The organism is Roseibium sp. AS2, assembly GCF_038900065.1.
GTDB lineage: Bacteria > Pseudomonadota > Alphaproteobacteria > Rhizobiales > Stappiaceae > Roseibium.
The window spans coordinates 262498-285849 of record NZ_JBBMQN010000003.1; the positions used below are offsets into that span (position 1 = coordinate 262498).

Below are 23352 nucleotides of genomic sequence, written 5' to 3' on the forward strand. Positions count from 1 at the left end.
TCCCGGACTACCCGTGCAGCAGGTCCAGCAGCAGGCGGTTGAACGCTTGCGGCTCTTCCAGATGGGGCGAGTGGCCGGACTGCGCGAATTCATGCACGTGGATCTCCGGCACATTGTCCCGGTGCCAGCGGATCATGGCCGGATTGTAAAGCTGGCTGCCGGCCCCCGCTGCCAGATGCAGCGGCACGGGGAAGGCGCGCAGCAGCGTGCGAAAATCCTGCTCCGTGAGCGACGCCCACATCCGCCTGAGCAGAACCGGGTCGCCCTTGGCGATCTCGTCTTGCGCGAACGCCATGAGTTCCGGATCCACCGGATGGCCGGCGGCAAACAGCCGGCGGGCGATCCGGGCCGGCAGACCGGGCCACTCGGCAACCATGGTCTCCAGGACAACCGTGTTGATTTCGCGGGTGAGACCATTGCTGGTTCCATACGGCCAGTCGGCGTCGTTCAGGACTTTCGGTGACATGTCGATCGTGACGACGCAGGAGACCCGCTCCGCGCCATGCCGCTCGATCAGGGAATAGACCACCAGGGCCCCCATCGACCATCCGCACAGCACCACCTCGCGCAGATCCTGAGCGCACAGATAATCGTGAAGCGCGTCCGCCGAAGCCTCAATCGTCAGGGGAAGCCGGTCACCGGTGTTTCCATGGCCCGGGAGATCCGGAACAATGCAGCGCGCATCTGCCTTGAGCGCGTCGATCTGACCTTCAAGGAACCGCCCGGGACAGGCCCAGCCGTGCAGCAGGACCACAGGCCTGCCCGTGCCTTCATCCCGGATATACAGCAGATTTTCGCTCACACACGCCCAGCCCGTAGTCGCCCGACAATCCCGGACGGAAAGAAATAGACCGACAGGATAAACAGCACGCCCAGCCACAGCAGCCAGCGCTCGGGCGCGATCAGTGTCGATACGAACGGCACCGCGCCGGTTGCCTCCGCCGCCACGCCCATCAGGGTCTGCAGATAGGTCTGCGCCAGGATGAACAGGGTGGCTCCGAGCACCGCTCCGTAAAGCGTGCCCATGCCACCTATCACAACCATGAGCAGAATGTCGATCATGATTTCCATCGACAGCGTGGTCGCCGGTCCCGTGTAGCGCAGCCAGATCGCCAGCAGCGACCCGGCCAGCGCCGCCATGACCGCCGACAGCACGGTCGCGGTGGTCCGGTACCAGACCACCCGGTAGCCGATGGCCTCCGCCCGGAACGCATTGTCGCGCACCGCCTTGAGCGTGCGCCCGAACGGTGAATTGACGATCCTGAGCATCACCAGAAACAGGATCGTTGAGGCAAAAAACACCAGATAGTAAGCCAGCAGCTTGCCGTTGATCCTGACCCCGAAGACCTTTTCCTTGACCAGCTTGAAGGCGGGCGTCAGCTCGCGCGGGATCTTGTAGTTGAGCCCGTCCTCGCCGCCGGTCAGCCAGGACATCTGCGAGACGAACACCGCGAAGGCGCTCGCCACCGCCAGCGTCACCATGGCGAAGAAGATCGCCTTCACGCGCAGCGAAAACAGACCGATGGCCAGCGCGAAGACGGCCGCCACCACGGCCCCCGCCATTGTGCCCCAGATCAGCGAGCCGTAACTCGGCCCGGTGGTGGCGAGCGCCAGCGCGGTGCCATAGGCGCCGATGCCGAAGAACATGGTATGGGCAAAGGAGACGATGCCGGCATAACCGAGCAGCAGATCGTAGCTCGCCACCAGCACGATGAAGATGCAGATCCGCGCCGCCGTCTCCAGCGACCTGGTGCCGGGAAACAGGAACGGCGCGAAAGCCAGGGAAACGAGCACGATCAAGAGCAGCACGGTCAGCAGCCCGCTGCGCGGCGTGTCGCCGGAGAGAAGTCTGGTCAGCATGGTCCGTATCTCCCCTATTTCGCTTTCACGACCGGATAAAGCCCCTGGGGCCGCCACATCAGGATCACCACCATCAGCGCGATGGTGGAGATCAGCGCCACCTTGGGCGCCAGAAAGGCCGTGTAATTGGCCAGCAGGCCGACCAGCAGCGCCCCGATGAAGCACCCTTCCACGGAGCCGAGCCCGCCGATGATCACCACGATGAACACCAGCACCATGATGTCGGAGCCCATATGGGCGGTGATCGTCTCCTGGTAGAGGCCCCACATGACGCCTCCGAGACCGGCCAGCGCGGATCCGGTCATGAACACGATCAGGAACAGGCGGCGGACCCGGTAGCCGAGCGCCTCGACCATCTCGCCGTTTTCCACGCCGGCCCGCACCAGCAGCCCGATCCGCGTGTTCTTCAGGATGTGGCGCATGCCCACGAACAGCGCCAGGCCGATGCCGACCGCCAGCAGCCGGTATTTCTCGATGGCCGCATCGCCGATCACCCAGGACCCCTGCAGCGCCTCGGGCCGCGACAGATGCATCTCGTCCGGCCCCCAGACCACATGGATCATCTGCTGGGCGACGATCAGCCCGCCCATGGTCACCAGGATCTGCTTCAGGTGCTCGCCATAGACCGGCATCACGATCACCCGCTCGAAGGCAAGACCCAAAAGCCCGGTGACCAGCATCGCCGCCAGAATGGCGATCAGCACGGCGGCCAGGTTCATCATAACGCTGGGCGAGGCCGTCCAGCCCGCCAGCCAGGCCAGCACCGTGAAGCCGACGAAAGCCCCGACGGCGACAAAAGCGCCATGGCCGAAATTGATCACGTCCATCAGGCCGAAAACGACGGTCAGGCCCGAAGCCATGATGAAAATCATCATGCCCATGGCGAGGCCCGCCACCGTCAGGGTCAGCCAGCTCGCCGGATTGCCGATGGCGATCAGACCGGTCACCGCCAGCAGCGGCACCAGCAGGACTGGCAATCTTTGAAAGACCCGCTCGCCGAGGGGGATCTTCTCGAGCCGGGGTTTGATCGATGTCTCGCTCATTGATGTGCCTCCAGGCTCAGTCCCATCAGTTTTTCCTGCAAGGCGGCATCACCCGCCAGCGCCTGCATGGGCCCTGAATGGATGATGCGCCCGTCATCCATCACCGCGACCGTGTCGCCGATGCTGGAGGCCATGCCGAAATTCTGTTCCACCAGCAGGATGGTGGTGTCGGTGTCCTTGAGGTCGCGCAGCGCATCGGTCATCGCCTTGATGATGGCCGGCGCCAGCCCCTTGGTCGGCTCGTCGATCAGGATCAGCCGGCGCGGCTCGATGATCGCCCGGGCAACCGCCAGCATCTGCTTCTGCCCGCCCGACAGCGTGCCGGCGGAGGAATTCCAGAAGGTGCCGATCGGCGGAAACAGCTCCTTGATCCACGCGAGGCGCTTGCCGTCCATCGGCCCGGATGCCGCCGCCAGAACCATGTTTTCCGCCACGGTCAGATCCGTGAAGATGCCCATGTCCTCGGGCACGAAGGCAATGCCGCGCCGGGAGATTTCCGGCGTCGCCAGCCGGGTGATCTCCCGGTCCGCAAAATGAATGTCGCCCTGGCTCGCGGTCCAAAGCCCCATGATGGTGCGCAAGGTGGTGGTCTTGCCGGCGCCGTTGCGCCCCAGCAGAACCGTCACCCCGCCCTCGGGCACCTGAAGATCGACGCCCTGCAGGATGTGATAGGGGCCGATATGCGTGTGAACGCCGGACAGCGACAGCAGAATATCCGCGCTCATGCTGCTTCTCCCGACGTTTCCGGCGCCTTGCCGAGATACGCCTCCTGCACGACCGGCAGCGCGATCACTTCCGCCGGATCGCCGTCGGCGACCAGCGCGCCGTTGTGCAGCACGATGATGCGGTCGGCGAGCGTGCGGATCACGTCCATCTTGTGTTCGACCAGGAGGATGGTCCGGTCCATGTCGGCCTTCAATTTCTGGATCAGCTCCAGGATCACCGGCACCTCGTCGACGCTCATGCCGGCGGTCGGTTCGTCGAACATCAGCACCTGCGCCCCGAGCGCGATCAGGATCGCCACCTCCAGCTTGCGCTGGTCGCCATGGGAGAGCGCGGCGACGGTCTGCTCCGCCTTGTCGATCAGCCGGACTTCGCTGAGCACATGATCGGCCCGTTCCAGCAGCTCCACATGGCTTTCGGCGATGGAAAAGAGATCGAAGCCCTTGCGCGCCTTCGCCTGTGCCACCAGCCGCACGTTCTCGCGCACGCTCAAACTGGGAAACAGGTTGGTCAGCTGAAACGCCCGGCCGATGCCCCGGTCCGTGCGCTCGGGCACGGACATCCGCGTGATCGCCTCGCCGTTCAAAAGAACAGTGCCGGAGGTGGCGCTCAACTGGCCGGAAATCAGGTTGAAATAGGTGGTCTTGCCGGCGCCGTTCGGCCCGACAATCGCCGTCAGCGTGCCCCGCTCGAAGGCACAGGACACACGGTCGACCGCCACATGCCCGCCGAAGCGGATGCTCAGGTCCTTCGTTTCCAGAATGGGATGTTCGTTGGCCAAGATAAGGAATTCCGGGTTCGAGATTGAGGGAGGGGCACGGCCCGTCGATTTCAACATTGCGAGAGGCGTCGATCAAGCGATGGATGCCAGGCTGACAGCATGCGCCCGTGCGGGGACCCGAGCCACGTTGCCGAAGCCCCGGAGCGTGGCATGGCGCCTGCCATTATCCCCAGCGCCTTCCCCGCCCCCGAGCGGGGATCCATTCCACATCGCCGTCCAGCCCAAGCCTCCAAAGCTCTGCAAACCAATGGATCCCCGGTCGGCGCTGCGCTTGCCGGGGAAGGCGCCGAAGTGTGTGGCGCCCGCCGTTATCCCCAACGCCTTCTCCGCCCTCCGAGCAGTCACCGATCCACGTCGCCGCGCGCCGCAAATACGGATGTCACCCCGGGCGAGCGGAGCGAGACCCGGGGCCTACTCATTTCCAGAGAGCAGGCGCAATGGAGAAACTCGGCCGAAAACGTCAGACTTTAAACGTCGCACTTTTTCAACAAGATGCGCTGCGAGCAGGCCCCGGTTCTGCGCTTCGCTTGTCCGGGGTGACACCAGAAGAGGGCCGCCCCGGACAAGCCAGATGCACCGGCGCATCCGGGAGACAGCCCCGCCCGCCCCCTAGTTGCGAACCGGGATATCCATGTCGCCGATCTTCAATTCACGCACCAGTTCCGGAATGCCCCACTCCACCTCCGGATCGACCCGGATCTTGAAGTGATACATGGACTGCAGAGCCTGGTGATCCTCTGGCCGGAACATCATCGTGCCCTTCGGCGTTTCGAATTCCATGCCTTCCATCGCGGTGATCAGCTCTTCGGTGTCGGTGGACCCGGCCTTGCGGATGGCCTCGACGATGGCGATCCCGGCGGACATGCCGCCTGCCGTGAAGAAGTCCGGCGGCGCGTCGAAGCGCTTTTGATGCTCGCTCACCAGCCAGTCGTTCACCGGGTTGTCGGGGATCTCGTGATAATAATAGGTCGCCCCTTCCATGCCGGGCAGTTCCTTGTAGGCCTTCATGGCCGCCAGGATGTTGCCGCCGGTGGCGATCTCGACCCCGAAGCGCTCGGGCTCCATCGCCTTGATCTTGCTGATCGGGTTGCCGCCGCCAGCCCAGATCACGAACAGGAACTTGCGCCCCGGCGCGTCCTTCAGCGCGTCAAAAATCCGCTGTGCGTTGGCGGTGAAGTCCTTGGTGTCGGTCGGCGCGTATTCCTCGAACACCAGATCGGCGCCGGTGCCGGCAAGCGCTTCCCGGAACGCGGCGACCCCGTCCCGGCCGAAGGCGTAATCCTGCGCCAGCGTCGCGATGGAAACACCCTCCCCGCCCAGCGCAACGGCATTGGCGATCGCGTCCTGCGAGGAATTGCGCGATGTGCGGAAGATGTAGCGGTTCCAGTTGGCGCCGGTGATTGAGTCGGCCACCGCCGGCTCGACGATCAGCAGCTTTTCGTATTCCTCGGCCACCGGCAGCATCGCCAGCGCCACGCCGGAGGACACCGGCCCGACGGCAATGTCGACCTCGTCGTCGCCATAGGCCTCCGCCAGAGCGGCCTTGCCGATATCCGGCTTCAGCTGGCTGTCCTTCTCGATCACCACGATCTTGCGGCCGCCGATTTCCATGGTGCCGTCGGTGGCATATTCCAGCCCCATCATCAGCCCGGTATGCGACTGCTTCGCATAGGCCTCATAGGGCCCGGTCTTGCCATAGACATGGGCGATTTTGATGTCCTCCGCCAAAGCCCCCGTGGCCCCGAGGCCCAGCCCCAGACCCAGTCCGGCCAGCACCGGCAGCACCCGGCGTGTAACGCATTTCCTCATGAATTTTCCTCCCGTTGCACCTCAGGCCAACCCTACCACAGACCGCTCCCACAGCCCGCGCAAAGCCTTGATGGCGCCTGACGCAGATTTATATGACACATGAATCAGTATTCATGTCAAGGGAGAAGGTTTGGCGCGTGGGCGGGGTCTGGGATGCGGGTAGTGTCTGAAACTGCGGTACAGCGACCCCGGCGGCCCCAGACTGCCTGTTCACGCAGACAGTAACATCAACGCCTCCCGAGAACATCTCCGGAAACGCCCCGCGCCGTCCCGGACCAGAGCCAGGACGGCACTGCGCAATTGGCATTTCCCAACCTCACCCGCGGTCGTTCCGGACAAGCGCAGCCTACGCTGCGCGCCGATCCGGAATCCAGCATGTCAGCGTGAGCGGAGCGAACACTTTCAAGAAAGAACAAACTGGTGAACGGCTGATGATCTGAGTGTGGGCGCGTGAAAATAAAAGTCCCCGTGTCAGCGTCAATTGAGTCTGGCGTCTACAGAAACGAACGTTGCGATCCGCCGTCAGACGGCTGAACTCAGAATTTTCGGGGGAAGCGAAAGACAATGGCGAGAGCACGAATGCCGACGGAGAATGAGACTTCCAAGCTTCTCGAATGCCGCAGGAGATGCTGCGTCTGATTTGCGCTGAATCGAGACACGGAAATTAGGTCGGGCCAAATCGCCCATTCAGATCGCAACAGATCGAACCCTACCCCAGAAAATCTAGCATTTCTCTGCCTTGATCATCACGACGAGTGCGACACGACGACATCGCAGAGAAAGGGTTTCAAAATTCAGGAAGTCAAACGACTCAAGGAAGAGCTGCTTGTTTGGCCAGGTTTGGTCTGTTTCCATTTCTCCCTCACCACAACCTCCCCTCCGTCTCCGCATCGAAAAACAGCGCCGCCCCCGGCTCGAAACTGACCGCAACCGTGCCTTCCGAAACCGGCGCCTCCTCCCCCTTCGTTTCCACGATCACCCGCTCCCCCGTCGGGCACACGAGATACGAGTACGCCACCCCGCCGAGCTGTTCGCACAGGTCGACGCGGGCGCCGTCGGCGGCCGGGGTGACATGGAGGTGCTGGGGGCGGAGGCCGACGAGGACTTTCTTGCCGTTTGCGGGCAGCGCGACGGAGACCGGGACGGTGGCGTCGCCGAAGGCGGCGATGGTAACCGTGCCGTCTTCCGCGATGCCTTCCACGAAATTCATGGCCGGGGAGCCGATGAAGCCGGCGACGAACTTGTTGTCCGGGTCGGAATAAAGCTGCATCGGCGAGCCGACCTGCTCGATGATGCCGCCGCGTAAAACGACGATCTTGTCGGCGAGCGTCATCGCCTCGACCTGGTCGTGGGTGACGTAGATCATGGTGGCGCCGATGTCCTTGTGGAGGCGGGCGATCTCCACGCGCATGTCGACGCGCAGTTCCGCGTCCAGATTCGACAGCGGCTCGTCGAACAGGAACACTTCCGGGCCGCGCACGATGGCGCGGCCGATGGCGACGCGCTGGCGCTGGCCGCCGGACAGCGCCTTGGGCTTGCGCTTGAGGTACGGGTCGAGCTTGAGGATGCGGCTGGCCTCAGCGACCTTGGCCTCAATGTCGGCCTTCGGATGGCCGTTCATCTTCAGGCCGAAGCCCATGTTTTCCTCAACGCTCATATGCGGATAGAGCGCGTAGGTCTGGAACACCATGGCGATGCCGCGCTCGGCCGGGTCCATGCGGGTCACGTCGCGGCCGCCGATGCCGATCGCGCCCGACGTCGTCTCCTCAAGACCTGCGATCATACGCAGCAGCGTGGACTTGCCGCAGCCGCTTGGCCCGACAAAAACGCAGAACTCGCCGTCCTCGATTGCAAGGTCGACCCCGTGGATGACCTGCATATCGCCGTATTTCTTGACGGCCTTCGTCAGTGTGACACCGGACATGAAACGTTAACTCCCTGGAATATGGCTCAGGCGGGGAACTGCCAGTCCTCGACTGCCGCGGCAATGCCGGAAGCGGCCTGAAGAAGTGCCGGACGCACCTCGATCAGCTCTTCCAGGCTCTTGCGCTGTGTGGATGTGGTCACCGACAGGGCGCCGACCGGCCGGCCCTTCGAATTCAGGATCGGCGCGGCGATGCAGATGATGCCGGGTTCGTGTTCCTCCCGGTCGAAGGCGACGCCGTCGCGGCGGATGGTGTCCAGCTCGGTGCGCAGGGCGGCCTCGCTGGCGAGGGTTGCGGGCGTATAGGCATAGAACGACTGCTTGCGGATGACATGATCGAGCTCGCCCGGATCGATGAAGGCCATCAGCGCCTTGCCGACGCCCGTGCAATAGGCCGGGCCGACCTTGCCGGCCTGGGAAAACATGTCGACGGCGTTGGAGGGGTTCTGCTTGTCGACATAAAGCACCTGGCCGCTGTCGAGCTGGGCCAGATGCACCGTCTCGCCGGCCGTCTCCGACAGCGCGGTCAGAAAGGGCCGCGCGATCGGCGCGATCGAGCTTTGCCGCCAGGCCGCATGGGCAAGGCGCACCAGCCGGATGCCGAGGGTATAGGTCTGCTGATCAACGTCATAGGCCAGCATTCCCTGGCTCACCAGCGTCTGCAGCAGACGGTAAAGCGTTGCCTTGGGAAGCGGGCTTTCGCCAAGGAGTTCGGAAAACCGCACCGGCCGTTCGACAGCCGCCACCTGGTCCAGAACCTCAAGAGCCTTGCCGACCGTTCCGTCGCCGCCAGCTCCGCCCACCTGCTTGTTCATGCTTTCCTCCCGCGGTCCGTTTCTTTGTGCCGGACCTGTTGACAACGTAACCCGGCCGGATCAAAGTATCAATATACAAAACTAAGTTTCACATAATGGAACAACTAGGGAGGACACCATGCGTTCCATGCTGAAAACGTCCGGAGCGGTACTTGCCGTTCTGGCGGCGACCCTTGGCGGAGCATCCGCCGACGGCCTGACCGGCGACCTGAAGATTTTCCTGGACACATCAAACCCGGCGCCGCGCGCGACCATGGAAGAGATGATTGCCCAGTTCGGCGAGAAGAATCCGGAGCTGACCATCGAGACCACGGTGATCGACCGGGAAGCCTACAAGACCCAGATCCGCAACTTCCTGACCGCCAACGCGCCGGATGTCGCCACCTGGTACGCGGCCAACCGCATGCGTCCCTACGTGGAAGCAGGCCTGTTCGAGGATGTCTCCGACTTGTGGGACGGCACGGAACTCGGCGAAAACCTGGCCTCCACCAAGGGCGCGATGACCATCGACGGCAAGCAGTGGGGCGTGCCCTACACCTACTATCAGTGGGGCGTCTACTACCGGAAGGACATCTTCGACGAACTGGGCCTCGCCGAGCCGGCGACCTGGGAAGAGGAAAAGGCCAACTGCCAGAAGATCCTCGACGCCGGCAAGAAGTGCTACACCATCGGCACCAAGTTCCTGTGGACCGCCGGCGGCTGGTTCGACTACATGAACATGCGCACCAACGGCTTCGACTTCCACATGGACCTGCTCACCGGCAAGGCTTCCTGGCAGTCGGACGAAGTCCGCAAAACCTTCGCCAACTGGCGTGAGCTCATCGACATGGGCGCCTTCATCGACAACCACCAGACCTACTCCTGGCAGGAAGCCCTGCCGTTCATGGTCAAGGGCGATGCGGCCGCCTACCTGATGGGCAACTTCGCCGTCGCGCCCCTGCGCGATGCGGGCCTTACCGACGACCAGCTCGATTTCTACCAGTTCGTGGAAATCACGCCCGGCGTCGAAAAGGCGGAAGACGCGCCGACCGACACCTTCCACATTCCGGCCAACGCGACCAACAAGGAAAACGCCCGCGAGTTCCTGAAATTCATGGCCTCGGCGGACGTGCAGACCTGGATCAACGACGGCAAGCATCTCGGCCAGTTGCCGGTCAATGCGAAGTCGTCCGTGGACAAGGACAAGTTCCTCGAGCAGGGCTTTGAAATGCTGTCGACGAATTCTCCGGGCGGCGTCGCCCAGTTCTTCGATCGTGACGCCCCGGCCGAAATGGCCAAGGTCGCCATGGAGGGCCTGCAGGAGTTCATGGTCAAGCCGGACAATCTGGACAAGATCCTGGCCCGCCTCGACCGCACCCGCGAGCGCATCAACAAATAGGCCCAGTCGGCCGGAACGGGACAGGGTGCCTCCGCACCCTGTCCCTGCCCTTTTCTCCTCCGGTGCCCGAACGAGGCCTCCCGACCCAACACGAGTTCCAAAATGGCCCAAGCGTCCGTCAGCGACGACCCCCGGAATTTCGGGCAAAGACCCCGGCAGAGTTCCTGGTGGCATCGCAATCAGCAGCAGTTGACCCCCTGGCTGTTCCTGGCGCCCGGGATCCTGTTCTTCCTGTTCTACGTGATCTTTCCGATCTTCCAGTCGTTCAACCTGTCGCTCTACCAATGGGACGGACTGGGCACGGCCGAATATGTCGGTCTCACCAACTACGAGGAACTCTACTGGGACGACGCGTTCTACACTTCGCTCAAGAACAACGTCATCTGGCTGCTGCTCTACCTGCTTGCCGTGCCCGCCGGACTGTTCATCGCCCTGTTCCTGAATCAGACGGTGACCGGAATCCGGCTGTACAAGTCGCTGTTCTTCTTCCCCTTCGTGATTTCGCAGGTGGTTGTCGGCCTCGTGTTCACCTGGTTCTACGACCCCACCTTCGGCATCCTCAACGTTCTGCTCGGTGCGGTCGGCCTGCCGGCGATCAGCGTCCTGGGCGACGAGAACTGGGTCACTGTCGGCATCATCGTCGCCGGCCTGTGGCCGCAGACCGCCTATTGCATGATCCTGTATCTCACCGGTCTCAATGCCGTCGATCCCGAGCAGATCGAGGCCGGACGCCTCGACGGCGCCAAGAGCTGGCGCATGCTCTGGTACATCATCGTGCCTCAGCTTCGCCCCGCCACCTTCATCGCCTTCGTCGTGACCATCATCGGTGCGCTGCGCTCCTTCGACCTGATCTCCATCATGACCAACGGCGGCCCCTATGGCGCCAGCCGCGTGCTCAGTTTCTACATGTTCGAGGTGGCGCTTTCCGAATACGGCTTCCGCATGGGCTATGGCGCCGCCATCGCCGTGGTGCTGTTCCTGATCATGCTGGCCTTCATCGCCTACTTCCTGTGGTCGATGTTCAAGGAAGAGCGCGCTCGATGACAGGCCGGGACCTCGTTAACGACATATGTGCCCGGTTTCCCGGTGCGGAGCTCTCCGACCCCTGGGGAGGCGGACACGACGCCTGGAAGATCGGCGGAAAGATGTTCGCCTGCATCGGCTCCCTCGGCGATGGCGTCTCCGTGAAGTGCCGCGACGTCGAGACAGCGGCCATGCTGATCGACGCAGGCATTGCCCGGCGCGCGCCTTATTTTCACAAGAGCTGGGTCAGGCTGGACTGGGACACTCCGGAGGACGAGATGCGCCATCGTCTCGAAATGTCCTACGACCTCATTCGATCCTCATTGACAAAAAAGCTGCAGGCCAGCCTCACAGCGAGACAGGAGGCTTAAGATGTTTCCGACACCCATCGAACGCACATCGCGTGCCTGGCAGATCAGCTACCAGACCCTGCTGCCGCTGGCGCTGATCCTGTGGCTGCTGCCGCTGATCGCGGTTGCGATCTTCTCCATCAAGCCGGATTCCGATTTCGCCAACGCCAACTACTGGGGCTGGCCGTCCTCCTTCCAGGGCTTCGCCAACTACGCGCTGGTCTTCGCCGGCTCGGACATGCCGTACTACCTGCTGAACTCGTTCAAGATCACCATCCCGACGGTGATCGGCGCAGTCGCCCTGTCCTGCATGACCGGCTTCGCCCTCGGCATCTACAAGTTCAGGGCCAATATCTGGATCTTCTTCATGTTCGTGGCCGGCAATTTCGTGCCGTTCCAGATCCTGATGGTGCCGGTCCGTGATCTGACCCTGCAGATGGGCCTCTACAACACCATCACCGGACTGGTGCTGTTCCACATCGCCTTCCAGACCGGGTTCTGCACCCTGTTCATGCGCAATTTCATCCGTGCGCTGCCCTTCGAGCTGATCGAGGCGGCGCGGGTCGAGGGCATCGCCGAATGGCGAATCTTCTGGTTTGTCGTGCTGCCGCTGATGAAACCGGCCATCGCCGCCCTGTCCGTGCTGATCTTCACCTTCATCTGGAACGACTATTTCTGGGCCGTGGTGCTGACCCAGGGCGTCGAGAGCCAGCCGGTGACCGCCGGCATCACCTCCTTCAACGCCCAGTACCGCGCCGCCTATCACCTGATGAGCGCCGGCTCCCTCGTCGCCGCGCTGCCCCCGGTCGCCATGTTCTTCCTGATGCAGAAGCATTTCATCGCCGGCCTGACACTCGGGGCGGTGAAGTGATCAGGACCTGGTGCCTCAACGACGCTCACCAGAGCCTGGTCCTCGCCAGCTTCGGCGGCGGCCTGCCCGAAGTTGTCTACTGGGGCGCCGCTCTGCCCGCGGGCGAGCCGCTCGAGATCCTCGCCGAAGCCTCCGTCGCGGACGTGACCGGCGGTATGATCGACCGGAACGCCCCGCTCAGCCTCTGCCCGGAAGCCTCGAACACCTTTCCGGGACAGACCGGCCTGAGTGCAAGGACACGGGACGGCAGTGTCCTCGCCCCTGTGTTTCGCTTCGAGAGCGAGGCCACCTCCGGCCATGACCTGACACTGACATTCACCGACAAGGATCTCGGTCTGACCCTGATCTTCGACCTGACGCTGACGCCGGACACCTCCCTGCTCAAATTGCAGACCCGCCTTGAGAGCGCCGATGTCATCCAGGTCGACTGGCTGGCGGCCCCGGTTCTGCCGGTGCCGGCGCATACCGATGAAATGATCGAATTTTCCGGCCGCTGGTGCGCGGAGTTCCTGACACGGCGGCTGGCTTTCGCCCCCGGAGCGCGGCTGCGCGACAACCGCACCGGCCGCACCGACCATGCCCATTTCCCCGGACTGATCGCCTGCAACGGCCGAACATCCAACACGCAGGGCGAGGCCTTCGCCTTTCACTATGGCTGGTCGGGCGGGCATCGCTCGGTGGCCGAGGAACTGGCCGACGGCCGGCGCCAGGTCCAGTTCGGCCATGCGTCCGGATCGCTTGCGGCGGGACGTCATTTTGCCAGCGCGCCGCTCTATGCCACCTGGTCGGGCTCGGGTCTCAACGGCGCGGCGGTCCGTTTCCAGCGGCACCTGCGCGAGCGCATCGTCACGGGTGCCAGGTCGCCGCGTCCGGTGCACTACAATTGCTGGGAAGCGGTCTATTTCGATCACAAGCTCGACGACCTCAAGGCCATTGTCACCCGCGCGGCGGACCTGGGCGCGGAACGTTTCGTTCTGGACGACGGCTGGTTCGGACGCCGCGACGACGATACCACCTCGCTCGGCGACTGGATCGTCGATGCCCGCAAATACCCCGACGGGCTGAGCCCGCTGATCGACCATGTCAGGTCGCTCGGCCTGGAATTCGGTATCTGGTTCGAGCCGGAAATGGTCAACGAGGACAGCGATCTTTACCGGGCGCATCCGGACTGGGTGCTCGGCCCGGCCGACCAGATCCGCGGCCGCCAGCAACTCGTGCTCGACATGGCACGCGAGGATGTGCGCGACTACCTCTTCGACCACATCGCCGCCGTTCTGTGGGACAACGCCATCGGCTACATCAAGTGGGACCACAATAGGGTTCTGCCCGTTGTCGAGGCGGCCCAGACCGAGGGGCTCTACGCGCTACTGGACAGGCTCCGCGAAGCATTTCCGGACGTGGAGATCGAAAGCTGCTCGTCCGGTGGCGGGCGCATCGACTTCGGCATTCTGGAGCGCACCCAGCGGGTCTGGCTGTCCGACAGCAACGACGCCCTGGAACGCCAGCGCATCCAGCATGACGCCGCCCTGTTCCTGCCGTCTTCCGTCACCGGCTCCCATGTCGGGCCTCGCCATTGCCACACCTCCGGGCGCACACTGGACATCGCCTTACGCGCCTGGACCGCCGCCCAGCGGCACATGGGCTTCGAGATGGATCCGCGCGAATTGGGCGACGACGAAGCGGCGACGCTGCGCAAGGTGACGGACTGGTGGAAGAACAACCGCGACTGGATGATGCACGCCGACATCCTGCGCCTCGACAGCCCGGATCCGGCGGTCATCGCCGAGCAGCAGCTTGCCGAAGACCGCACCCGGTTCACGGTCTTCGCCGCCCAGACCCGGACGTCCGATCAGATCCTGCCCCGTGCCCTGCGATTGACGGGACTGGATCTGTCTGCAACCTACCGGATTGCACTTGCAAACCGGGATGACGCGCCACGCCTGTCGCGCGGGGCGCCGCTCCTGAAAGACGGCCCTCTCGAGGCCAGCGGGCAATATCTCATGTCCCACGGTCTCACCCTTCCCTGGCGGTTCCCGGAAACGGTCTGGGTGCTGGAAGGCCGGAAGCTCTGAGCGCACCGCGCTCGCACACCCCACGGCGCGGCGTTGCCGCAGCCACATGAAAGAGGACCGTCCATGTACGCGAATTTTCCGGATCTCAAAGACACGTCGGTCTTCATCACCGGCGGCGGTTCCGGCATCGGCGCCGCCCTCACCGACGGCTTTCTGGCCCAGGGGGCCAGAGTCGCCTTCGTTCAGCGCTCCGACGCGTCCGCCTTCTGCGACGACATGGAAGCAAAGCACGGCAGGCGGCCGCTGTTCCTGCCCTGCGACATCACCGACATGACCGCGCTCAAGGCAGCCATCGACGCGGCGGCCGAGGCCCATGGAGCCGTTGCGGTTCTGGTCAACAATGCCGCCAACGACAAGCGCCACAAGACCGAGGAGGTCGATGAGGCTTTCTGGGACTGGTCCCAGGCCATCAACCTGAAGGCCTATTTCTTCGCCTGCCAGCACGTGATCGCCGGCATGCGCGCCGCCGGCGGCGGTTCGATCATCAACTTCTCGTCGATCTCCTACATGATGGGCAATGCCGGTTATCCGGCCTACACCACGGCCAATTCCGGCATCAACGGCATGACACGCAGCCTTGCGCGCGAATTCGGCCCCGACAACATCCGCGTCAACGCGCTCGCGCCGGGCTGGGTCCTGACCCAGAAGCAAAAGGACATGTGGGTCACGCCGGAAGGGCTCGCCGCCCATATCGACCGGCAGTGCCTGAAGAGCGAGCTGGCGCCCGAGGACATGGTCGACCCGGTCCTGTTCCTTGCCTCCAAAGCCAGCAGGGCCATGACCGGTCAGGCGCTCGTGGTCGACGGCGGTGTCGTGGTGACGGGATGACCGACGCCAGCGGAACCGCCTGGATCGCGGCGGACTGGGGCACCACCAATCTGCGGGTCTGGGCCCTGGACAGCCAGGGCGGCACGCGCGCCCATCGGCACTCGGCCAAAGGCATGGGAACGCTTGAGCGGGAAGACTTCGAGGCGGCGCTTCTGGAATTGATCGGCGATCTGCTGCCACTGGGGAACACAACCCCGGTGATCGTCTGCGGCATGGCCGGATCCCGTCAGGGCTGGGCGGAGGCCCCCTATGTGGCCGCCCCCTGCACGCCGCCGTCCCTCGAAAACGCGACCCGGGTCGCGACCGGCGACGCAAGGCTCGACGTGCATATCCTGCCTGGCATCAAGCAGCTTGACCCGGCGGATGTCATGCGCGGCGAAGAAACCCAGATAGCCGGTTTCCTGGCTGAAGAGCCGGATTTCCGCGGCCTGCTGTGCCTGCCGGGCACCCATACCAAATGGGCTGTCCTGGAGAAGGGCCGCCTCATCTCGTTTCGGACCTGCATCACCGGTGAGTTGTTCGCGCTCCTGTCCGAACGGTCCGTTCTGAGCCATGGTCTTTCGGACCGGGACATGGACATGGACGCCTTCCGGCAGGCGGTCGAAAGAGGTGCCCTGGAACCTGAACAGCTCCTGTCGGATCTCTTCGGCATACGGGCGGCGGGCCTCATTGCCGGGCTGAGCCCGGACGCCGCCAGGGGACGCCTGTCCGGATTGCTCATCGGAGCCGACCTTGCCGCTGTCCGCGCGGACCTGGCCGATCAGCCCGTCGCGATCCTTGGCAATGACGGTCTCGCAGAAACCTATCGCGCCGCCCTGTCATGTCTCGGCCGCCAGGCCCGTCTGCTCGACGCGGATGCATTGACGCTGCGCGGGCTTGCGCTCGCCTATTCTTCCCATGCAAAGGTATCTTCATGAGCCGCAACCTGATTGCCATCCTGAGGGGCCTGACCCCGGACGAGGCGCTGCCCGTCACCGAATGCCTGATCGACGCCGGCATCACGCGCATCGAGGTCCCGCTCAATTCGCCGGACCCGTTCACGAGCATCGCGGCGATGTCCTCGGCCTTCTCGGATCGGGCACAAATTGGCGCGGGCACCGTTCTGGAACCCGGGCAGGTGGCAAATGTCAAGAAAGCGGGCGGCACGCTCATCGTCTCCCCCGACTGCAACCCGGAGGTCATCCGGGCCACCAAGTCCGCCGGCATGGCGTCCTTTCCGGGTGTCATGACCCCGACCGAGAGTTTCGCCGCCCTGCGCGCCGGCGCGGACGGCCTCAAGTTCTTTCCCGCCTCGCTGATCGGACCGGCCGGCCTGAAAGCCATGCTCGCGGTCCTGCCGAATGGCACCGGGACCTATGCGGTCGGCGGTGCCGGTCCGGACAATTTCGCGGACTGGATCCGGGCCGGCGTCACCGGTTTCGGAATCGGCACCGCCCTCTACAAACCCGGTTTCACGGTCGCCGAAGTCAGCCGGCGGGCGCAGGACATCGTCGCCGCCTACGATGCAGCGGTTGCGAACAGCAGGTGAAGGTCATGAGCACTGTTTTCGACGACCGCACATGCCGGCTGGGGGAAGGTCCTTTGTGGCATCCCGAACGCCGGCAGCTCTTCTGGTTCGATATTCTGAACCGCCGTCTGCTCAGCCGGGACAACGGCACGCCCCGCACCTGGCAATTCGGTGAATATGTCTCTGCCGCCGGCTGGGTGAGCCGGTCCGAACTCCTGATCGCCAGCCAGAGCAAGCTGTTCCTGTTCGACCTGGAGACGGAAGCCTCCTCCAAGGTCTGCGATCTGGAGGCGGACGATGCGGTCACGCGGTCCAATGACGGCCGCGCCGACCCAAAAGGCGGCTTCTGGATCGGCACCATGGGCATCAACGCCGAAAAGGCCGCGGGCGCTATCTACCGCTTTCACAAGTGGGAACTGCGCAAGCTTTTTGACGGCGTGACCATCTCCAATGCCATCTGTTTTTCACCCGATGGCCGGACCGCCTATTTCGCCGACACGGCCACGCAGGTCATTCAAAAGGTGGCCCTTGACCACGACGGCTGGCCCAGCGGCGCGCCGGAGACCTTCGTTGACCTCGCCGCCGGGGATCTCAATCCTGACGGCGCCGTGGTCGACAGCGACGGGTACCTCTGGAATGCTCAGTGGGGCGCCGGCCGCGTCGCGCGCTACGCCCCGGACGGCCGCTTCGTCGAAGAGATCAAACTGCCGGCAAGTCAGATCACCTGCCCGGCCTTCGGCGGAGACGATCTGAAAACCCTGTTCGCGACCTCCGCCGCGGAGGGACTGTCGGGTGCGGTCGACGGCAAGACCTGGCTCACCGAGGCAGCCGTGCGCGGGCAAGTCGAACACCGGGTGGTCCTGTGACCGGCGCCCGGGAGGCCTGACACAGGAACGGCCAACCACACCCGACCGGCCCCTGCATCCCTGCCGGCGCGGGCACACCATCAGAATTCATGGCGGCAGCTTTCGGCCCGGACAAGCCCGCCCGTGAACCAGCGAGCGGAACTCATGAAACGCACACTCGGCACCTGCTATTACCCGGAACACTGGCCGCAGGAAATCTGGGAGGCCGATGCCCGGCGCATGGTGGAAACGGGACTGACCTGGGTCCGCATCGGCGAATTCGCCTGGTCGCGGCTGGAACCGTCCCCGGAAGATCTGCAGTTCGACTGGCTGGACCGGGCGATCGAAACCCTCGGCCAGGCCGGCCTCAAGGTCGTGCTCTGCACCCCGACCGCCACGCCGCCGCGCTGGATGATCGACAGGCATCCGGACATGATCGCGGTGGAGTCCAGCGGCCAGCCGCGCAAGTTCGGATCCCGCCGGCACTACTGCTTTTCCCACCAGGGCTACCAGCGCGAGAGCGATCGCATCACATCGCTGATTGCCGAGCGGTACGGCGACAATCCGCATGTGGCCGCCTGGCAGACAGACAATGAATACGGCTGCCACGACACGACACTGTCCTATTCGCAGGCGGCCCGAAAGGCCTTCCGGACGTGGCTCGCCGACCGGTACCGCACCATCGACGCGCTCAACCGCGCCTGGGGCAACGTCTTCTGGTCGATGGACTACGCCTCCTTTGACCAGATCGACCTGCCCAACCTCACCGTGACGGAAGCAAACCCGTCGCACACTCTGGCCTTCCGGCGTTTTTCCTCCGACCAGGTGGCGGCCTTCAACAGGCGGCAGGTCGACATCATCCGGGCACACTCGAATGCACCGGTCAGCCACAACTACATGGGCCGGGTCACCGATTTCGATCACTTCAGGGTCGGCGACGATCTCGACATCGCCACCTGGGACAGCTATCCGCTCGGATTTCTGGAAGACAGGGTCGGCGCAACCGACGCCCACAAGCGCGCCTTCACGCGACAGGGCGATCCGGATTTCCAGGCCTTCCACCACGATCTCTACCGGGCCGTCGGCAAAGGCCGCTGGTGGGTGATGGAACAGCAGCCCGGTCCGGTGAACTGGGCACCGTACAATCCCGCGCCTCTTCCCGGCATGATGCGGCTGTGGGCCTGGGAGGCCTATGCCCATGGCGCGGAGGCCGTCTGTTACTTCCGCTGGCGGCAGGCGCCTTTTGCCCAGGAACAGATGCATGCCGGCATGTTGCGTCCCGACAATGCGGATGCACCTGCACTGATCGAGGCGCGTCAGGTCGCGGACGAACTGCGCGATGCGCCGGACGTTGCCGCGCCTCGGGCGCCCGTCGCCCTGATCTTCGACTATGACGCCGATTTTGCCTGGGCCACCCAGCCGCACGGCAAGGACCTGAGCTACTTCCAGCTCGTCTTCGACACCTACAGGGCCCTGCGCAAGCTTGGCCTGTCCGTCGACATCCTGCGCGGTGAGACGCGGGACTTTTCCGGCTACAAGATCATTGCCGCACCAGGCCTCATCTACATGCCCCAGGACCTGAAAAACGAGCTGGCCGAAGCAGATGCGCATGTTGTTCTGGGACCGCGCACGGCAGCGCGCAACGCCGACATGGTGATCCCGGTGCCGCTGCCGCCGGACATGCCGGGGCTGGAAGTGACGGTTTCGCGCGTGGAAAGCCTGCGTCCCGACATGCCGATGCCGCTGAAGGGCGGCGGAGCCTTCACGGGGTACCGCGAGGAGCTGGAGGGCGCCGCCGACATCGTGCTTGAGCTCGATGACGGCCAGCCCGCAGCCCTGCGCTCCGGCCACCTGACCTATGTCGGCGGATGGCCCGACGCCATTGCCCTGAAGCGGGTGTATTCAGACCTCTGCCGCACCGCCGGCATCGCGACCGTGGACCTTGAAGACGGTGTGCGCTGCCGGGACACGGGCGGGCTCAGGATCTGGACCAACTACGGCGCCGAAGCGGCGGACACGCCTGCCGGCCGGATCGAGGGAGCCGGGGTTCTGTTTGAAAAGACGTGAGCCGATTGCCAGCCAAGCCGTCCGGCCAACCGGCCTCGGGACGACGCTGGAGCGGTGCGTCTCGAACGACGCACGGCTTGTCCGGATCCGGCTGCCCCATCATCTAGACGGACGGAGGAGATGCCTTGGGGCGGGCAGCGCCCCTCAGGCGGCCTCGTTGTCGACCAGTTGCCGGATGATCGCCGCGTAGTTCTCGGCGCCCTGCGCACCTGTGATCAGGTGGCGCCGCTCGAAGACGACGGCGGGAACGCCCTGGATACCGTTCTCGGTCCAGAAGCCCTGCTCCTCGCGCACGGCCTCGGCAAAATGGGCGTCCTGAAGAACCTGAATGGCTTCCTGCCGGTCCAGCCCGACGGCCCCCGCGATGTCGGCGAGAACCTCTATGTTGCTGACATCCCTGCCGTCTTTGAAATAGGCTTCGAACAGCGCCATCTTCAGCGGGTGTTCCAGGCCCTCCGGCCCGGCCCAGTGCAGCAACTGATGCGCCTTGAAGGTGTTGACCATGCGCATGTCGTCGGTGAACCTGAAATCGATCCCGAGCCCGGCCCCCAGTCCGGTCAGACGCTCGCGCGCTTCCCGGGACTGCTCCGCAGTCGAGCCGTATTTGCGCATGATATGCGCGCGCAGGTTCTCGCCGTCTTCCGGCATGTCCGGATTGAGTTCGAACGGATGCCACTTGATTGCGGCGGATACGCCCGTATCCGCGATCGCCTGTTCAAGCTGCTTGAACCCGACGATGCACCAAGGGCAGACAACATCGGAGACGATGTCGATTTGCAGCACCTCGTCCATGTCGAGGTCGGTGATGTCCGTCATGGTTTTCCTTTCCGTTTCACAGGGACGCATCGCTTTTGGGCGGCGGGTTCCAGCCCCGGTCCGCGCCCTCGTGCCGGTTGTTGCCGCGGTCGACCCGCATGATTTCCTTCAGCGTTTCGGAGTGTGCCCGCATTGCGTCGATATAGGAATTGTCGACACCGCCGTCATTGAAATTTTCGCGCAGCGCGTCCAGCATCGCAACATCGTGATTGCGGAACTCCCGTGCCCTGACGCGCGCGTGGAAGGGATGGTGCCCCAATTCGACAAAGGCCCGCCGCCCGAGCGCCAGCGCCCCCTCGAAGATTTCCCGTTCCGCATGATGCGCCCCGACATTTTCCAGTTCGTAGACATGGTGGCGATCCCTGGCCCGGGCAAGGATCTTCACGTTGGGATAGGTTCTGGCAACGTGCTCGACCATCTGCGTCTGCTTGTCCCGGTCATCGATCGCGGCGATGAACAGATCCGCCTCTTCCAGCCCGGCGGCGTGCAGAAGGTTCGGCCGGGTAGCATCGCCGAAGAAGGTGCGGATACCGATCCGGCTGAGATTTTCGATGGTCTGGGGCTCGTGGTCCAGAATGACCACTTCATAGCCGCTGGTCAAAAGCATGCGCGAGACGATCTGGCCGAACCGTCCCATGCCCGCGACCACCACCCGGCCCCGGCTGTCGATCGTGTCAGGCTGGCGGTCCGACTGTGCCACGACGCGCGGCGCCACCACCTTCTCATGGAAGATGAACAGCGCAGGCGTCAGCAGCATCGAAATCGCGACGATCAGGGTCATGGTCTGCAGGAGGCCTTGCTCCAGGACACCACCGCCGCTTGCGATGCCGAACAGCACGAAGGCGAATTCGCCGGCCTGGGCAAGGCCCAGCGCGAACAGCCAACGATCCGCGCCCTGCAGGCGGAACAGCGTCCCCAGCGCGAACAGCACCGCGAACTTGACCGTCATCAACCCGATGACCAGCCCCAAGATCATGAGCGGTGCGCCGAACAGAAGCTCGAAATCGATCCCGGCGCCAACCGTCAGGAAGAAGAGGCCGAGCAGCAATCCCTTGAAAGGCTCGATGTCGGCCTCCAGCTCATGACGGTATTCGCTGTCCGAGAGGACCACGCCGGCAAGAAATGTTCCCAGCGCCGGCGACAGTCCGACGAAATCCATCAACAGGGCGATACCGATGACCAGCAGCAGCGCCGTCGCGGTAAAGATCTCCCGCAGGCGCGCTTCCGCGATGAAGCGGAAGACCGGGCGCAACAGGTGCCGCCCCGCAATGACGATGGCCGCGATGACTACCAGGATCACCAGCGCCTGGGCCCAACCCGGCAACGCTGCCAGGGCTTCGCCGCCATGACCGGCGCTCTCACTGTTCCCCGAACCGTCAATGCCGTCGTGACTGACCCCGATTGCAAGCAGCGGAAGCACCGCCAACATGGGAATGACCGCAATGTCCTGGGTCAGCAGGACGGAAAACGAACTTTGCCCGCCCCGCGTCTTGAGCCAACCTTTTTCGTTGAGCGTCTGCAGCACGATCGCCGTCGACGACAGGGCCAGAATCATACCGAGTGCCAGCGCGGACTGCCAGGCAAGTCCGAAGGCGATGCCGATCCCGGCAAACACCGCGGTGGTGACGGTGACTTGCAGGCCACCGAGCCCGATCAACTGTTGCCGCATTTTCCAGAGCATCGCGGGCTGCAGTTCAAGCCCGACCAGAAACAGCATCATGACCACACCGAACTCGGCGAAATGCTGGACTTCGGTCGTCTCCGAACCGACAAGGCCGATGACGGGCCCGATCACCACGCCTGCAATAAGATATCCGAGCACCGACCCGAGGCCGAGACGATTGGCGACGGGAACCGCGATGACCGCGGCGCAAAGATAGACAAAGGCTTCGTTGAGCAGCCCCATCAGTGCGTCTCCCCACTGGTGATACAGGCGTCCAGGACATCGTTCAGAACGGCGGCGGCGGCGGCCTTGTCCAGATCGAACCGGTCGGCGACCAGCGCCTTGAGCAGGTCGTCATAGGCCTTGCGGTGCTCCTGGAGCCGGTCTTCCTCCAGCGCACGGCCGGCGCCGAAGAGAGCGAAGGGCGCCAGATAGCGCATGCCGCACAGATCCGCGGTTTTCTCGAACGGGGCCAGCAGGCTGCGCAGCTCGGCACGGTTCACGCCGGTCTGCGAATAGTCCGCCGGCCTGGCCCCGGTAGAGACTGCGTTCAGCAGGACCTTTCCCTGCAGGGCCGTCCCGTGAAGGCCATAGGCAAACCCGTGTTCCAGAACGAGATCCTGCCACTCCTTGAGGAGCGCAGGGGCGGAATACCAGTAAAGCGGATGCTGGAAGATGATCACGTCATGCGCCATCAGGCGCCCCTGCTCCCGGTCGATATTGATATCGAAATCCGGGTACTCGCCGTAGAGATCGACCGCGGTCACCCCCTCCACGTTTCGCGCGATTTCATACAGGGGCCGATTGACTTCCGACCGGTCGGGCCGTGGATGCGTGAAGAGAACAAGAACTTCGGCCAAGGGATCCCCCGTAGGCTGTGCAGGTCACGAACCGGATGTTCCTCTCGGGGCTTATAGAGATCAACAGGGCATCTTGAAAGCCATTGAAGGCAGCCGGCTCTCCTGCCGGCCGCGTCT

At 64.0% G+C, this 23352-nt stretch carries 21 protein-coding genes; 10 read left to right on the forward strand and 11 right to left on the reverse strand.

Features of this window, described 5'->3' with window-relative positions; translation table 11 throughout:
• Nucleotides 1-7: 7 nt before the first annotated feature.
• The 8 genes from WNZ15_RS10175 to WNZ15_RS10210 form a co-directional block, all read right to left on the reverse strand.
• Complete coding sequence (locus WNZ15_RS10175; protein ID WP_342892859.1) at nt 8-802, reverse strand: alpha/beta hydrolase; 795 nt, start codon at nt 800-802, stop codon at nt 8-10.
• Nucleotides 799-1860 carry a branched-chain amino acid ABC transporter permease gene (locus WNZ15_RS10180; protein ID WP_342892860.1) on the reverse strand — a complete coding sequence of 354 codons (1062 nt, stop codon included), beginning with the start codon at nt 1858-1860 and terminating at the stop codon, nt 799-801. Before WNZ15_RS10180 ends, WNZ15_RS10175 begins: the two co-directional genes overlap by 4 nt.
• A 14-nt stretch (nt 1861-1874) precedes the next feature.
• Entirely contained in the window at nt 1875-2903 is a 1029-nt protein-coding gene (locus WNZ15_RS10185; RefSeq protein ID WP_342892861.1) for a branched-chain amino acid ABC transporter permease, read from the reverse strand.
• The gene (locus tag WNZ15_RS10190) at nt 2900-3628 is read right to left on the reverse strand and encodes an ABC transporter ATP-binding protein (RefSeq protein WP_342892862.1); all 729 of its coding nucleotides are present in this window, start codon (nt 3626-3628) and stop codon (nt 2900-2902) included. The genes WNZ15_RS10185 and WNZ15_RS10190 overlap by 4 nt, the downstream gene beginning before the upstream one ends.
• Nucleotides 3625-4410 (reverse strand): ABC transporter ATP-binding protein, encoded by a 786-nt coding sequence (locus WNZ15_RS10195; RefSeq protein WP_342893197.1) that lies wholly within the window; start codon nt 4408-4410, stop codon nt 3625-3627. Before WNZ15_RS10195 ends, WNZ15_RS10190 begins: the two co-directional genes overlap by 4 nt.
• Before the next feature lie 606 nt (nt 4411-5016).
• A complete protein-coding gene (locus tag WNZ15_RS10200) occupies nt 5017-6216 on the reverse strand; it encodes a substrate-binding domain-containing protein (protein ID WP_342892863.1) in 1200 nt (399 codons plus the stop codon).
• 862 nt (nt 6217-7078) lie between these two features.
• A complete protein-coding gene (ugpC, locus tag WNZ15_RS10205; RefSeq protein WP_342892864.1) occupies nt 7079-8140 on the reverse strand; it encodes a sn-glycerol-3-phosphate ABC transporter ATP-binding protein UgpC in 1062 nt (353 codons plus the stop codon).
• 26 nt (nt 8141-8166) lie between these two features.
• Entirely contained in the window at nt 8167-8955 is a 789-nt protein-coding gene (locus WNZ15_RS10210) for an IclR family transcriptional regulator (RefSeq protein WP_342892865.1), read from the reverse strand.
• Between the two features lie 118 nt (nt 8956-9073).
• Here WNZ15_RS10210 and WNZ15_RS10215 point away from each other — a divergent pair, with 118 nt between their 5' ends.
• The 10 genes from WNZ15_RS10215 (at nt 9074) to WNZ15_RS10260 (ending at nt 19896) form a co-directional block, all read left to right on the forward strand.
• Nucleotides 9074-10333: an ABC transporter substrate-binding protein gene (locus tag WNZ15_RS10215; RefSeq protein ID WP_342892866.1), complete on the forward strand. Its 1260-nt coding sequence runs from the start codon at nt 9074-9076 to the stop codon at nt 10331-10333.
• Nucleotides 10334-10435: 102 nt separating this feature from the next.
• On the forward strand, nt 10436-11377 hold the full coding sequence (locus WNZ15_RS10220) for a sugar ABC transporter permease (RefSeq protein WP_342892867.1): 942 nt from the start codon (nt 10436-10438) through the stop codon (nt 11375-11377).
• On the forward strand, nt 11374-11727 hold the full coding sequence (locus WNZ15_RS10225; RefSeq protein ID WP_342892868.1) for an MmcQ/YjbR family DNA-binding protein: 354 nt from the start codon (nt 11374-11376) through the stop codon (nt 11725-11727). Before WNZ15_RS10220 ends, WNZ15_RS10225 begins: the two co-directional genes overlap by 4 nt.
• A 1-nt stretch (nt 11728) precedes the next feature.
• Entirely contained in the window at nt 11729-12577 is an 849-nt protein-coding gene (locus WNZ15_RS10230) for a carbohydrate ABC transporter permease (RefSeq protein WP_342892869.1), read from the forward strand.
• Nucleotides 12574-14649: an alpha-galactosidase gene (locus tag WNZ15_RS10235; RefSeq protein WP_342892870.1), complete on the forward strand. Its 2076-nt coding sequence runs from the start codon at nt 12574-12576 to the stop codon at nt 14647-14649. The genes WNZ15_RS10230 and WNZ15_RS10235 overlap by 4 nt, the downstream gene beginning before the upstream one ends.
• 63 nt (nt 14650-14712) lie before the next feature.
• Nucleotides 14713-15477, forward strand: a complete 765-nt coding sequence (locus tag WNZ15_RS10240) for an SDR family oxidoreductase (protein WP_342892871.1) — start codon at nt 14713-14715, stop codon at nt 15475-15477.
• The gene (locus tag WNZ15_RS10245) at nt 15474-16394 is read left to right on the forward strand and encodes a 2-dehydro-3-deoxygalactonokinase (protein WP_342892872.1); all 921 of its coding nucleotides are present in this window, start codon (nt 15474-15476) and stop codon (nt 16392-16394) included. Before WNZ15_RS10240 ends, WNZ15_RS10245 begins: the two co-directional genes overlap by 4 nt.
• Nucleotides 16391-17005 (forward strand): 2-dehydro-3-deoxy-6-phosphogalactonate aldolase, encoded by a 615-nt coding sequence (locus tag WNZ15_RS10250; RefSeq protein ID WP_342892873.1) that lies wholly within the window; start codon nt 16391-16393, stop codon nt 17003-17005. Before WNZ15_RS10245 ends, WNZ15_RS10250 begins: the two co-directional genes overlap by 4 nt.
• A 5-nt stretch (nt 17006-17010) precedes the next feature.
• Complete coding sequence (locus tag WNZ15_RS10255; protein ID WP_342892874.1) at nt 17011-17850, forward strand: SMP-30/gluconolactonase/LRE family protein; 840 nt, start codon at nt 17011-17013, stop codon at nt 17848-17850.
• Nucleotides 17851-17994: 144 nt separating this feature from the next.
• Nucleotides 17995-19896, forward strand: coding sequence for a beta-galactosidase (locus tag WNZ15_RS10260; protein WP_342892875.1), 1902 nt, complete (start codon nt 17995-17997; stop codon nt 19894-19896).
• Nucleotides 19897-20040: 144 nt separating this feature from the next.
• On the opposite strand, the gene WNZ15_RS10265 is transcribed toward WNZ15_RS10260, so the two are convergent.
• From WNZ15_RS10265 to WNZ15_RS10275, 3 genes are read right to left on the reverse strand one after another with little or no spacing between them, the layout of a single operon-like run.
• Nucleotides 20041-20712 (reverse strand): DsbA family oxidoreductase, encoded by a 672-nt coding sequence (locus tag WNZ15_RS10265; RefSeq protein WP_342892876.1) that lies wholly within the window; start codon nt 20710-20712, stop codon nt 20041-20043.
• 16 nt (nt 20713-20728) lie between these two features.
• A complete protein-coding gene (locus WNZ15_RS10270) occupies nt 20729-22618 on the reverse strand; it encodes a monovalent cation:proton antiporter-2 (CPA2) family protein (protein ID WP_342892877.1) in 1890 nt (629 codons plus the stop codon).
• A complete protein-coding gene (locus WNZ15_RS10275) occupies nt 22618-23235 on the reverse strand; it encodes an NAD(P)H-dependent oxidoreductase (protein ID WP_342892878.1) in 618 nt (205 codons plus the stop codon). The genes WNZ15_RS10270 and WNZ15_RS10275 overlap by 1 nt, the downstream gene beginning before the upstream one ends.
• Nucleotides 23236-23352: the final 117 nt, after the last annotated feature.

Coding starts and splice junctions, on each gene's coding strand:
- WNZ15_RS10180 (WP_342892860.1), bottom strand. CDS start 1,860: ATGCTGACCAGACTTCTCTCCGGCGACACGCCGCGCAGCGGGCTGCTG.
- WNZ15_RS10185 (WP_342892861.1), bottom strand. CDS start 2,903: ATGAGCGAGACATCGATCAAACCCCGGCTCGAGAAGATCCCCCTCGGC.
- WNZ15_RS10190 (WP_342892862.1), bottom strand. CDS start 3,628: ATGAGCGCGGATATTCTGCTGTCGCTGTCCGGCGTTCACACGCATATC.
- WNZ15_RS10200 (WP_342892863.1), bottom strand. CDS start 6,216: ATGAGGAAATGCGTTACACGCCGGGTGCTGCCGGTGCTGGCCGGACTG.
- ugpC (WP_342892864.1), bottom strand. CDS start 8,140: ATGTCCGGTGTCACACTGACGAAGGCCGTCAAGAAATACGGCGATATG.
- WNZ15_RS10210 (WP_342892865.1), bottom strand. CDS start 8,955: ATGAACAAGCAGGTGGGCGGAGCTGGCGGCGACGGAACGGTCGGCAAG.
- WNZ15_RS10215 (WP_342892866.1), top strand. CDS start 9,074: ATGCGTTCCATGCTGAAAACGTCCGGAGCGGTACTTGCCGTTCTGGCG.
- WNZ15_RS10220 (WP_342892867.1), top strand. CDS start 10,436: ATGGCCCAAGCGTCCGTCAGCGACGACCCCCGGAATTTCGGGCAAAGA.
- WNZ15_RS10225 (WP_342892868.1), top strand. CDS start 11,374: ATGACAGGCCGGGACCTCGTTAACGACATATGTGCCCGGTTTCCCGGT.
- WNZ15_RS10230 (WP_342892869.1), top strand. CDS start 11,729: ATGTTTCCGACACCCATCGAACGCACATCGCGTGCCTGGCAGATCAGC.
- WNZ15_RS10240 (WP_342892871.1), top strand. CDS start 14,713: ATGTACGCGAATTTTCCGGATCTCAAAGACACGTCGGTCTTCATCACC.
- WNZ15_RS10245 (WP_342892872.1), top strand. CDS start 15,474: ATGACCGACGCCAGCGGAACCGCCTGGATCGCGGCGGACTGGGGCACC.
- WNZ15_RS10250 (WP_342892873.1), top strand. CDS start 16,391: ATGAGCCGCAACCTGATTGCCATCCTGAGGGGCCTGACCCCGGACGAG.
- WNZ15_RS10255 (WP_342892874.1), top strand. CDS start 17,011: ATGAGCACTGTTTTCGACGACCGCACATGCCGGCTGGGGGAAGGTCCT.
- WNZ15_RS10260 (WP_342892875.1), top strand. CDS start 17,995: ATGAAACGCACACTCGGCACCTGCTATTACCCGGAACACTGGCCGCAG.
- WNZ15_RS10265 (WP_342892876.1), bottom strand. CDS start 20,712: ATGACGGACATCACCGACCTCGACATGGACGAGGTGCTGCAAATCGAC.
- WNZ15_RS10270 (WP_342892877.1), bottom strand. CDS start 22,618: ATGGGGCTGCTCAACGAAGCCTTTGTCTATCTTTGCGCCGCGGTCATC.